This window comes from Capnocytophaga bilenii, from assembly GCF_017565765.1.
In the GTDB taxonomy this organism is placed as follows: domain Bacteria; phylum Bacteroidota; class Bacteroidia; order Flavobacteriales; family Flavobacteriaceae; genus Capnocytophaga; species Capnocytophaga bilenii.
The window spans coordinates 18677-30656 of the sequence record NZ_JAGDYP010000008.1; the positions used below are offsets into that span (position 1 = coordinate 18677).

Here is an 11980-nt window from a genome sequence, read left to right on the forward strand (position 1 = left end):
CACATTTTAAAAAATAGTACTATTTTTGTGATATTAAAATAATAAGCACAATGAAAAAAATAGTATTTATCATTTTAGATAAGTTTGCTAATTAGGAACTGGCTTATCTTACTGCCAATGAAGCAGTGAGCGATCATAAAGTAGTAACTGCTTTTCTATACCCTACACACCGAAGGCTTTCTCAAAGCAATACAAATGAGCTAATTGATAAATCTACTTTTAGAATAGAATTAGCCTTTAGCAATAAAAACTCCCCGTGAGGTACGCATACCTCACGGGGAGTTTTATTGTTTGTTTTACTACGACTTAATTGTTACTAATTTCAAAGGTTACTTCTATATTCCCACGAGTAGAATTAGAATACGGACAAACTTGGTCGGCTTTAGCTACAAGTTCTCTGGCTTGTTCAAGGGACACGTCAGGGATATTTACTTGCAAGGTTACTGCAAAAATAAACCCGCCATTATCCAGCTTTCCTATAGATACGTGTGCCGTTACAGAAGTCTCGCCAGTAGTTATTTTAGTTTGCTTAATAACCAAATTCAGGGCAGTATCAAAACAAGCCGCATAGCCCGCAGCAAAAATCTGCTCAGGATTAGTATAATCGTCATTAGCCCCACCTAAGGCTTTAGGAGAGCGCAGTTCAAGGCTCAACACACCATTATCGGAAGTTACTTTTCTGTTGCGACCTCCAGTAGCTGTAGCCACAGCTGTGTACAATGCTTTCATAATAATTCTTTTTTACTTTGTTATTTATTGTTACTTAACATTCTAATTGACATATCATCTCCACAAAATTAGGGTCTCGGTGAGAAGAAAAGAGCGTTTGCTTGGTGTCAAGAGCCGCTATTTGGCTCATATCCTCCGCTGAGAGTTGAAAATCGAATACATTAAGGTTTTGTTCCATACGCTCTTTGCGTACCGACTTAGGAATGCAGATAATATCGCGTTGCAACAGATAGCGCAAAGCTACTTGAGCAGCACTTTTCTCATACTTTTTGCCAATAGCATTAAGAGTAGGATTGGCAAAGAAATCGTTTCTACCTTCAGCAAAAGGCCCCCACGACATCAGTTTAGTATCGTATTTTGTCATTAACTCTTGGAGGGCTTGTTGTTGGTGGAATACGTGTGTTTCCATTTGGTTTACAGCAGGTTTTATCTCGCAGTGGTATGCCAAATCAAGGTATCTATCAGCATAGAAGTTACTCACCCCAATAGCGCATACTTTGCCCTCTTTATAGGCTTCTTCCATAGCGCGATAAGAGCCGTAATAGTCGCCAAAAGGCTGGTGAACGAGTAGCAAATCGATATAATCAGTTTGTAGTTTGCTCAAAGAGGTTTCGATAGAGGCTTTTGCCTTTTCGTAGCCCGCATTGCTTACCCACACTTTGGTAACGATAAAGAACTCTTTGCGATTGATACCACTTTTCTTAATAGCGTTGCCTACGCCCTCTTCATTTTTGTAAATTTGGGCAGTGTCAATCATTCGGTAGCCTACCGAAATAGCATCGCTTACGCAACGCTCACATTCTTCGGGGTCTACTTGGAATACACCATAACCCAATAGAGGCATTTGTACTCCGTTGTTTAATTGAATATTTTTCATTTATAATTCTTATTTTTAGTTTATACCCTGCAAAGATAGAGAATTTTTATCAAATAATTATTACAGAGAAGAGTAGTTTTTCAAATTTTCTCCTATCTTTGTGCTTTCAAAACTTTTCTATTATGACGAAGAATAAAAAGATAAATGTACAAGGAGTAGCTATTACCTTTTATGAAAGAGAGAATAATGATTATATATCACTCACTGATATAGCACGTTATAAAGAAGTAGAGCATACAGATGCTATTATACAAAATTGGTTAAGAAACCGAAATACAGTTGAATTATTAGGTTTTTGGGAGATTCTTTACAATCCTAATTTTAAACCCCTCGAATTCGAGGGGGTTAGAAAACAAGCAGGACTTAATAGTTTCGTATTGACACCTAAACGCTGGATAGAAGCTACTAATGCTATAGGTATTGTCTCTAAGGCAGGGCGTTATGGAGGAACTTTTGCTCATAAAGATATAGCTATAGAGTTTGCCTCTTGGATTTCCATAGAATGGCGAGATACACACCCCAATAAAGAAGGAAATATCCGCGATGAGGCAAGATCTTTCACAAGCCGACCGTTTGCTCGAACTCAACAAAACCGCTATTACCCAAATGAAAACTTTAATAGCACACCAAGTAAAGCTTATTCGTTAGAGAATAAAACTCCCCGTGTTACTGCCTGTTCGGCTGGCAACACGGGGAGTTTTATCGTCTTATTAGCTAATCAGTTAATTAATAGGAATATAAATCCCTGTTTTTAGCTTTTCTTTAGGGGTACGGCGCGCATCGTTGAGGTATTTTTCAAAGAAAGGCTCTTCGCGTAGTGTGTACTGGTGGTCTATCACCCAGCGTACGGCTGTATCATACACCTGAGAAAGGTTTTCGTAACTGCCTTGATAGAAGAAAACAGCATATTTACCTCCTGCTAAGGTTTTGCAACTAACTTCTTCTTGTGGGGTGGCGGACTTGTGGATAGCCAAACATACATCAGAGCGTTGCAAAGAGCCTTCAATGATTTTCGGGTCGTCATACGATATGCATATAGATTCTATCCCTTTGGTGAAGAGTTTTTGAGCCTTAATAACAGCCCATAGTTGCTCATAAGCCTTTCCGTAGTCTAAACTTCCGTAAGCACCAGTAAGGGCTATATAAATAAGGTTTTTAGGCTCTAATATTACTGTTTTTGGGGCTTTTAGAGCCAAATCAGGATTGATGATTTCTTTTTTCATTATGTAGGTGTCTTTGTTTGTTCTATACTCAGTAGGGCTGATGCCGTATTGTTTCTTAAAGGCTTTAGAGAGCGAAGCAGGGGTTTCATAGCCTATATTAAAGGCTATTTCTTCTATTGTCAGAGCGGTGTACCGCAGCAAGCGGGCAGTAGCTTCTAACCTAAGACGAGTGATATACCCTCCAATAGCTTCACCTTTTAGGGCTTTGAAGATACGGTGAAAATGAAAGTCTGTAAAGCCGCCTCATTAGCGAGTTTTTTTAGGTCTAAAGTCTTATCTAAATGATTGTTGATGTAAGCAACTACCTTATTGATGCGTTGAACGTAATCGTTGTAAGTAATGTTTTTCATATTGAGTTACTGATTTACAAGGGCAAAGGTAAGGCAGTTTTGCTGAAAAGACTTTTCCTATCTTGCTTATTTTCAAAAATTAGCCAATAAAAAAAGCTCCCCGCGTGTATGTATCACATAGGGAGTTTATTTTTGTAGCTACAGGAGCTTACTATGGTAATTCTGGACCTTTCCAGCCTCTGGTTACTAAAACATATTGAAAATAATCAGTTGTATATTTACTCTCCTCAGGCGTTATCTTTCCCATAAGGAAACTAATAGGTGATTTGAAACCAATAACATCTTGACAGTGTGCATAAGGAGAATCTTTACTGTTGAGCTTGTAAAGCACTATTGAAGGATTTTCAGAGGCTTCTTTGAAATTTCCTGCATTTGGGAAATAGAAGATAGGCCCATCACAGTTTGCCCAAGAAATCATCTCGTTAGGGCTTGTTGGCATACCCAAACCTTTTGGGAGATACATTTCTGAATCCAAAGGACGATGCATTACAGAAATCACTGTATAATTTTTCTGTTTTAGAAGAGCAGCAAAACATTTTTTTCCATTGTATTTTTCCTGATAGATATGTCCACTACCCAAAGAGCAATAATAGTTTCTTTTTGTATGACTTATACTATCTAACTGCTTGATAGTTAAATCAAAATTACTCGTCATAACACTATCACGATTATGCTTAAAGGCTTCTTGTTTACCTAAAAGTCCATAAACTCGTATTTTTTGATCCTTTGGGAGTGTTTGGTTATAGTTGTAAAGTATCTTCCATTTCTCAAGGTACTCCTGCGTTTGGCGCTGCGGAATATTCTCTTTAAGATTGTTGAAGTGTTGTTTCAATAACGTTTCATCGGGAGTGTCAGCATTTAGGTATTGATTTAGAAGTTCAGCATCTTCGGTAAAAAATTCATTAAAATAATCAGTAACTCCAAACTTTTTGTTCAAGTACATCAAGAGTTGAGCGTCAAAAAGCTGTGTCTTGGTAAATCCGTGAATCTCACCAAACATAAATACGGTAGGCGTATTAACCTCTGCAAATAATGTTGTATCGGAGATAGTGCATTCTGGCGGTAATATTATGCTATTAGCTTTAAGGTAATTTACTTTTTCTTCACTAATATTACCACGTAGGAAGAACCCATAAATAAAGAAATACGCAATGGGCAATACGGTTAAGAGTAAGAAAATAACAAGGATAGTAAGTAGTACTTTTTTTATTACTTTTTTCATAACAAAACCATTTAGTTAATAAATATAGACACACAAGAATCTAAGTAAAGAGAATCTCATTTCCTTAAATTCACAACAAAAGTACAAAATTAATTTTAATCAATAGATAAAATGAGTGTTTTTTTTGTACAGCAAAATTTAGAGGTAAGTCCGAGTGAATTTTATTTATAGCTTGCCGTGCTACGACCTTATTGCTTCAATAATATTATCTACTTGTAGTTTTTCAAGGATATTCTGCCGATGGCGGTTTACGGTATGTATGCTGATGTTCAATTTCTCCGATATTTCTTTGCTGAACATTCCCTCTTTAGCAAGGGCGAGTATCTCTCTTTCGCGCGGAGTGAGCAGGGCATCGGTAGCACTTTCGATAGCAAAAGGTACAATCTCATCGGTAAGGCAGTTTTTTATCTGAAAGCGGACAGAAGTGCTTGCCGATTGTTCGGGGGCGAGGTCTATCATACCCATTCCAAGAAAATTATCGTCTTTGAATGCCAATATGCGCATTTGGTAAATCATTCGTACATACTTCCCTCTATCTAGCACTCTCATTTCATAGATGTATTTGTAAGCTAACTTTTCTTCTTCGGGCAGGGTATCCAAAAACTCCCATACTTTTTTATCAATTCGTCTTACCACCTCTAAATCATCGGGGTGTACTAACTTCTCAATATTGAGCTCTTGAGGTGCTTCAATATCTTCAGTTACATATTCGGTTACGTAATAGTAATGCCCAAATCTATCTGATAGAAACACCGCAAAACTCCCTGCTTTTTCTAAAAATTTTATCTGCGGAATGTATTCCTGTGCTACTTCCTCTATGCTTTTATCAGCTGTCATTTTCAAAATGGTTATAATTCAGTATTGTATAGTGATGCGCGCCGCCGTAATTTTGCGCCAAATTTAATCAAATATTTTTAAAAGATGAAGAATCAAGCACGAACCATTAGAAATTTATGTATTTTTATTCTTATAGCTCTCAGTTGTGGCTGGATAGGCGTATGGGTAGATGCTCTTACGGGCGAAACTACAGGTGATTTTAGCGATACTAGCAATGGTACTAGCGGAATGGGTATTTTTATCGTTGCTCCAATGCTTACTTGGCTCTTGTTGCGCGCCTTTATGGGTGATGGTTGGAGCGATGCAGGGTTGCGTCCGCTTATCAAAAAAAATCTACGTTGGTATGGGCTGGCAACCCTTATTTACCCTGCGGTGATTTCCGTTACCCTGCTTATAGGGGAGCTTTTGGGCTGGCTAAAAGTACAAATTCGTTGGACGGACTATCTTGCGGGCTTTGGTATTTTTGTGTTAGCCGAAATTATAAAGAATTTCTTTGAAGAATCGGCGTGGCGGGGCTATCTTACGGCTCGTTTGCTCAGTTTGAAGATTAAGGATGTGTGGCTCTATCTCATCGTAGGGGTAGTATGGTGCTCGTGGCATTGGCCTTACTTCTTTTATTTTCTAAAGCCAGAACAGCTATTTGCCGTATTCCCTTATGATAAGGTTACTTTTTGCGTAATGGCATTAGTGTGCTGCACCTCGTGGACGGTGATGTATACGGAACTTTTTCGCCTTACCAAGTCGATATGGGCTGGGGTGTGGATGCACGCTATTGAGGATACTGTCATTAACAGTTTGATATACGATAAGCATATTCTCATTGAAACAGGTAGAGAGATACTCATTTCGCCCGTTTCAGGTATTATTCCTTGTCTGCTGTATCTCGGTGTAGGTTTATGGTTGCGCAAAATCAGAATAGCCTGAGAGACTCAATAATAGTAAAAAAACTCCCCGTGATGCGAGCCGCATAGGCAGTTTGCACCACGGGGAGTTTTATTCTCTAATTTGCTAATTCTCTAATTTTCTCATTTGCTAATTGACGATTTTATCAGTTGTAGCATTGCTGCATCTATTTTCTCTGCTGTGCTGAAGTTTTGCTTTATATGGTATTTTTCGGCGATGGCAGCAATTTTCTCATAGCGTATATTTACTGTTTTTTCCTCCTCATAGATGAGGATTTTCAAAGGGAGTTCAATAGCCAACCGAGGGTTTTCCTGCATTAGGGCAGTTCCTACTTTGGGGTTGCCTACTATAAGCACGGTGGCGGGCTGCATACTTTCGCCTACTGCCTCAGCCGCTTTGTGGTGTTCAATAGTAGCAAAAATGGTAATGCCCCTACTATTTAGCTCTTTTTGAAGGGCTACCACAGTCTCTTCAAAAGCTAATGGACTCTCAAAGTCAGCATAAGGTTTTATTACATCTGTACAACTAATAATAGGTTGTGCCGCTGCTAAGAACGGGAATAATAACAAGATAATTAAGTGTTTCATATAGTTTATTATAAATGTTTTTCAAAGAAAGTAAGGGTAAGTTCATTCTGTTTGTAGTGAGTTTCCTTCTGCCATACTGAACGCTCTCTTGCTAATTATACTGAGGTAGTAGCAAAGATACGCAATGAGCCATCAGTTTCTTTGCGTTGTATATACCCTTTGAGGGTCATTTGCTGCAATTGTTTCTTTACTGCTGCGGTAGTTATACCTGCCTTTTGTGCTAATTGCTCAATAGTAATCATCGGGTTTTCTTCAATAGCTGTAAGCAGTATAGCAGTTGATGGACTGCGAAAGACAATGCGCTGTCCGTCATACCACCATACCTTAGCAGAGGTCTCTGTAGCAAAGTCTATAATATACTGCAATTCTGTAGCAACTAACTTTCTAAAAAAGACTGAGAAAGGAGCTATTTGCGCCAAAGTAGCTTGCGCACCTTCTGACGGACTTAGCCCTACTCTTACATCGGCTTGATGGAGTGCATCTAAATATTGCTGTTTGTAGCGATGCCTCACTACAAGCATTGGCAAACCGTGGCGAGCTAAAATATAATTGACCATCAGTCGTGCTATGCGTCCGTTACCATCTTCAAACGGATGTATGCGAATATAGCGATAATGAAATAAAGTAGCTAATTCTACTGCAGAGAGCTTTCCTGCTGTCTCAGCCTCGTTATACCAATCTACAAGGTCGGTCATCAGGGCAGGAGTTTCTTGAGGAGAAGCATACTCAAAGCGGTCGCCATAACGGGTAATCACACTATTAGGACGTGTTTTATAACTCCCAGCGTGGATTATATAGCTGCTAATAGTACCATCAGGCAAAGTTTGGTATACAGTATAGTCTTCTCTTAATAAGGTTTGGTGTAGCAAACGGATAAAATGTTGAGTAAGAGGTTTGCGTTCAGAAAGCTCTTCTTTAAGCATTTGTATACTTGCCTCACTGGCTTTCATATCCATAAAGTCCTTCATATTTCCTTCACCACTTACTTTTCCAAAGAGCAACAGCAATTCCGTTTGCCCATAAGTGAGTGTATTTCCCTCTATATGGTTACTGTTGTAGTTGTAATCTACAGTAAAACGCTGAGAGAGTAAATATTCCTTACGCTTACTAAGGGGCTGTAAAGCTTTCCACTGCTGATACAGATGAGTTATTTTATTCATAATGTATTCTTTTTTGCACTCAAAGGTAGCCTGTGGCTACCTTTAAACGGTATAATGTGCAAAAGTACATATTATTTTTTACTTAGCCTACTAAATTTGTAGCTTTTGAAAAAACTCCCCGTGAGGTACCATACCACATGGGGAGTATTATCAAGAGATTAGATTAGTCAATTTTGTAGACTACTTTTGCAAGTCCTAATTCTTTCCATTTGCCATTTTTAGCTTCAGGGCGTGAATAAACATTGCCTAACAAAGAAGATTTTTGTTTAAACCGTGATGCTTTCCAAGTTTTGTGTTCTACTTTTCCGTTGTTATAGTGCCACTCTACTTTTGCTACTTTTTTCTGTAAAAGTAATTTTTTAAAAGCTTCTAAATCATTAGGAACAAACTCAATAGGCAGTTTCTCAACAGAAGTATTGTCAAGGTTGTTTAAAGATACTTCTTCAACAGCAATGGGTGAGATAGCAATATCCAAATGCTCAAACACTTTTTTTACAAGTTTAGAATCATATTCCTCTTGTAGTTCTTTGTATAGTTTATCTTGCAAATGAGAAAGCTGTTCCTCCACATACTCTCGGATTTCATCCATAACTTCACTTTCTTGTATTTTCTCCAATTGTTTTTGGGCAAAGACAAGAAGTTTATCCTTTCCAAACTGCTCTTTAGTAAGTAGAGATAGTAGTTCTTCAGCTTCTGGATTATTCTCTGTGAATGCAGCCTCAAATACTTTTTGAGCTTCTGTGCCGTCTTCTGTAGTGTCGTCATAGTACAATTGGAATTTATCCCCCAAAAGCACCCCAAAGCGAAGTTTTAGCTGTCGCATATAAGAGATAAGTTGTTTCTTATGTTTTTCAACAGATTCATTAGGGTGTTTTAGCTCTACTACAAAAAGAACTTTGTTATTGCTCTCTATAGTAATATCAGGGATTAGTGTTTGATTACTCCCTACACTGATATGCTTTTGAGTAACGATTTCTCCTTGTCTTCTTGACCAGCCCAACTTCTCCAAGAAACTTTCAATCTCTATTTGAAGAATATTTTCTTTAGTATTCTTTTTTTGATGTGTGCTTACTATAAAGCACAAGTCATTCCATTTATTCATAGTTTTTTATTTAATTAAGGCAATGTTTTTAGTATAGTTCCTATTACTACTTCTTGATGAGTATTATGATCATATTTTGTTATATCAGTAAGTTTCTTCCATTGAACATTATTCTTATAAACGTTTAAACTACTTGCAGGAACATACACATTCTGTAAATTTATCTTTCCCAAATAAGGATTAGTGCTATATTTTCCATTGTAAAGTATAGGAGGAGTAGTAGCTTCTATGTAAATATTTTTAATATTTGTATCTTCAAAAACACTACGACCAATTGAAATAACATTTTTAGGGAAACGAATTTCTTCTATACTACTATTTTCAAATGCTGAATGCCCTATAGTAGTTATTTTTTCAGTAAGTTTAATTGAAGATAAATCTTCACAACCATAAAAAGCTCTGTTTCCTATTTTAGTAACATTAGCCAATTCAGGGATAGCTGTCATATCAATACTTGTAGAATTTTTATTTCTCCATTGCAAGAGTATTGTACTATCGTCACTTAGTAAAAAATCAGTTTTTTGTGTAGCACCACTTATCAAGCTAATTCCATTACCCCAACCACTTTCTGCTTTAGGTCCGTATAGACGTTTGTTTTGGGTGTCAATGTACCAATCACCTACTTTTCCTAGTGAAGTAGTAGGAGCTGTAGTACCTGATAAAATAGTTGCCCCATCTTTTCCGTTAGAACCGTTTGCTCCATTAGAACCATTACTTCCGTTGCTACCATTAGTACCATCTTTTCCTTTTTCACCCTGAGTTCCTTTTAATCCTATGGCATTTCCCCAGCCTTCACTTGTTTTAGGCCCGTAGAGTTCTATTGTAGTTTTGTTGAGATAATAGTCGCCTATACTTCCTAACGAAGTTGCTGGAATACCATTCCCTGAAAGAATTTGACTACCCTTCTGAACTTCTACACGTTCAATTACTTTTTCAGTTCCTTTCCCGCAATTGCTAACAGTCAGTGCAACCAGCACTGTTACTGCTATTAAAATTACTTTTTTCATTTGTTTGTTAAAAAAATTAGTTTGTCATTCCTACTCTTTTACAGGCTTTTCGGTTTCCGCCTTATCGTTCACATAAGTACATAAAAAAACGCGGGCACATTCCTTACTACTTTCCTTATAGAGCCCGACCAAAGGCTTTGTACTAAAGTAAAAAGGAATGCCCACGCTTATAACGTAGGCATTTCCACTTCACTTTTCCTAGTACTAAAAAATGGTCGTTTTCTATAAGGAGGAAAATTGTAAAGCGAAACGCTAATTTATGTCTTTATGTAGTTGTTTTTTCTGTTTCTTTTAAATAGTGTTTAAATGAGTTTTTAAATTCACTGCAAAGGTAATGATTTTTTTATAATATGCAAGGGGTGAGAAATAAAATTATTAAAAAAATACTACTCAACCTTTATGATTTGTCTGCAATCATTAATCCACATAACTATACCAAGATAATCATTCGTAAGACGTATTTTGCCGTCAGCAGCTTCTAATTTCAAACTGTTACAACTTGTAACGGTTCCGTTTTTCAAACTACGAAGATAGTAATAATTAGCAAAAAAACTCCCCGTGGTTACTGCCTGTGCGGCTCGCACCACGAGGAGTTTTGTTATTGCTTGTCGTGCTACGACCTAATTTGCTAATCGGCAAATCACTTTCTTCTCGCCAAATTTCTCAGCAAGCCATTGTTGCAATCGCGCGGCATCTATTTCTTTAGCTACTTCTTTGCCCTTTATAGTATCTTTTTTCAGGGTGTAGAGCAGTACAGTAGCCGTTTGTAGAGAATCTTTATTAGACAAGTGGTTCAGCTTGCCAAAATAAAAATCGTCTATGCTTGGGAATAATACCTGCATTTCTTTAGCAAAAGTAGCATCAGTAGGCTTGTATTTTTCCAGTTCGTCAGTTAGGTTCTTTATCATCACATCTTTACTAGAGAGCGACGACTTGTTTTTGTTGATTTCCGATAGTATTTCTTTGTCTATTTCCGATTCTTTTTGTCGTACAATAAGCTTTGTATTGAGTAGATTGAAGTTTTTAAGGTTGCTTTGCAGTGTTTTCAGCTCTTCATCGCTAAATTTCTTATCCAAAAACGCTAATTCAATGCTTTTAGGGTTCGTATTGTAGCGTATTTTCTTATAAATGATAGTATAACCGCTATTTTCAAACTCAGCAGTGATATAGTGTGCCACATTCTCGTGGAATTTCTTCTCTTCTAAAAGACTATAAGCTAAATAGAGGCTGGGAGTGACGATGAGGATTACTAGTGTAGTGATAACCACGCGCAAACGCTTGTTAAGTGCCTCATTACCTGTATTCTTAGGGGTGTATTTCAGGTATTTAATAATGAGAAAAGTAGCAATACCAATAAAGAAACAGTTAATACTATAGAGGTAAAAAGCACCTAAAAAATAACTAAAATTACCCGTTGCCAAGCCAAAGCCTGCTGTACAGAGCGGAGGCATCAAAGCAGTAGCGATGGCCACCCCTGGTATAGGGTTCCCTTTGTCTTCTCGGGTTAGGGAGATAGCACCTACCAACCCACCCACAAAAGCGATGAGCACATCGTAAATAGTAGGCGAGGTACGAGCCAAAAGCTCTGACTGCACATCCTTAAACGGACTGATATAAAAGTAGATAAACGATACTATAAGGCTCACTACCGTAGCGATAAGCAAACTGCGTCCTGTTTTTTTCAATAAGTCAAAATCGTAGGTAGCTAATGCAAAGCCTGCCCCCACAATAGGCCCCATAAGCGGAGAGATAAGCATCGCCCCGATGATAACAGCTGTAGAATTGACGTTTAGTCCGATAGATGCAATAAGAATAGCACAAGCCAAAACCCATAGATTGGAACCGCGAAAAGAGATATTGCTAAGAATATCTTCTATTACTTTTTCTTTTTTCTCTTCGCCTTGGTGCAGATTAAGTAGATTTTTTAAGAAACTCATAATGTTAAATATTAGTGTTTAGATGTTAGCTCTTATAAATAATATT

At 37.6% G+C, this 11980-nt stretch carries 11 protein-coding genes and 1 pseudogene; 2 read left to right on the top strand and 10 right to left on the bottom strand.

Annotated elements, in window-relative coordinates:
- Positions 1-306 precede the first annotated feature (306 nt).
- Positions 307-729, bottom strand: coding sequence for an organic hydroperoxide resistance protein (locus J4N46_RS10035; RefSeq protein WP_208059175.1), 423 nt, complete (start codon positions 727-729; stop codon positions 307-309).
- A gap of 34 nt (positions 730-763) precedes the next feature.
- Positions 764-1606 (bottom strand): aldo/keto reductase, encoded by an 843-nt coding sequence (locus tag J4N46_RS10040; protein WP_208059176.1) that lies wholly within the window; start codon positions 1604-1606, stop codon positions 764-766.
- 122 nt (positions 1607-1728) lie between these two features.
- On the opposite strand from J4N46_RS10040, the gene J4N46_RS10045 reads away from it, so the two are divergent.
- Positions 1729-2361 (top strand): KilA-N domain-containing protein, encoded by a 633-nt coding sequence (locus J4N46_RS10045; RefSeq protein ID WP_236013940.1) that lies wholly within the window; start codon positions 1729-1731, stop codon positions 2359-2361.
- On the opposite strand, the pseudogene J4N46_RS10050 reads toward J4N46_RS10045, so the two are convergent.
- The 3 genes and pseudogenes from J4N46_RS10050 to J4N46_RS10060 all read right to left on the bottom strand — a co-directional run bounded on the left by J4N46_RS10050 (position 2329) and on the right by J4N46_RS10060 (position 5238).
- A pseudogene (locus J4N46_RS10050) lies at positions 2329-3179 on the bottom strand (AraC family transcriptional regulator). The gene J4N46_RS10045 and the pseudogene J4N46_RS10050 overlap by 33 nt on opposite strands.
- Before the next feature lie 151 nt (positions 3180-3330).
- Positions 3331-4401, bottom strand: a complete 1071-nt coding sequence (locus tag J4N46_RS10055; RefSeq protein ID WP_208059177.1) for a hypothetical protein — start codon at positions 4399-4401, stop codon at positions 3331-3333.
- Between the two features lie 180 nt (positions 4402-4581).
- Complete coding sequence (locus J4N46_RS10060; protein ID WP_208059178.1) at positions 4582-5238, bottom strand: helix-turn-helix transcriptional regulator; 657 nt, start codon at positions 5236-5238, stop codon at positions 4582-4584.
- An 84-nt stretch (positions 5239-5322) separates the two neighbouring features.
- Between J4N46_RS10060 and J4N46_RS10065 the strand changes: the two genes are divergently transcribed.
- Positions 5323-6162 (top strand): CPBP family intramembrane glutamic endopeptidase, encoded by an 840-nt coding sequence (locus tag J4N46_RS10065; protein WP_208059179.1) that lies wholly within the window; start codon positions 5323-5325, stop codon positions 6160-6162.
- 101 nt (positions 6163-6263) lie between these two features.
- Here J4N46_RS10065 and J4N46_RS10070 read toward each other — a convergent pair whose 3' ends face one another.
- The 5 genes from J4N46_RS10070 to J4N46_RS10090 all read right to left on the bottom strand — a co-directional run bounded on the left by J4N46_RS10070 (position 6264) and on the right by J4N46_RS10090 (position 11934).
- The gene (locus tag J4N46_RS10070; RefSeq protein ID WP_208059180.1) at positions 6264-6728 is read right to left on the bottom strand and encodes a DUF302 domain-containing protein; all 465 of its coding nucleotides are present in this window, start codon (positions 6726-6728) and stop codon (positions 6264-6266) included.
- A gap of 95 nt (positions 6729-6823) precedes the next feature.
- Positions 6824-7888 (bottom strand): Fic family protein, encoded by a 1065-nt coding sequence (locus tag J4N46_RS10075; protein WP_208059181.1) that lies wholly within the window; start codon positions 7886-7888, stop codon positions 6824-6826.
- Positions 7889-8051: 163 nt separating this feature from the next.
- Positions 8052-8990: a type I restriction endonuclease gene (locus tag J4N46_RS10080; protein WP_208059182.1), complete on the bottom strand. Its 939-nt coding sequence runs from the start codon at positions 8988-8990 to the stop codon at positions 8052-8054.
- Between the two features lie 14 nt (positions 8991-9004).
- Positions 9005-9997, bottom strand: coding sequence for a leucine-rich repeat domain-containing protein (locus J4N46_RS10085; protein ID WP_208059183.1), 993 nt, complete (start codon positions 9995-9997; stop codon positions 9005-9007).
- Positions 9998-10617: 620 nt separating this feature from the next.
- Positions 10618-11934 carry a DUF389 domain-containing protein gene (locus J4N46_RS10090; RefSeq protein ID WP_208059184.1) on the bottom strand — a complete coding sequence of 439 codons (1317 nt, stop codon included), beginning with the start codon at positions 11932-11934 and terminating at the stop codon, positions 10618-10620.
- Between the last annotated feature and the right edge of the window lie 46 nt (positions 11935-11980).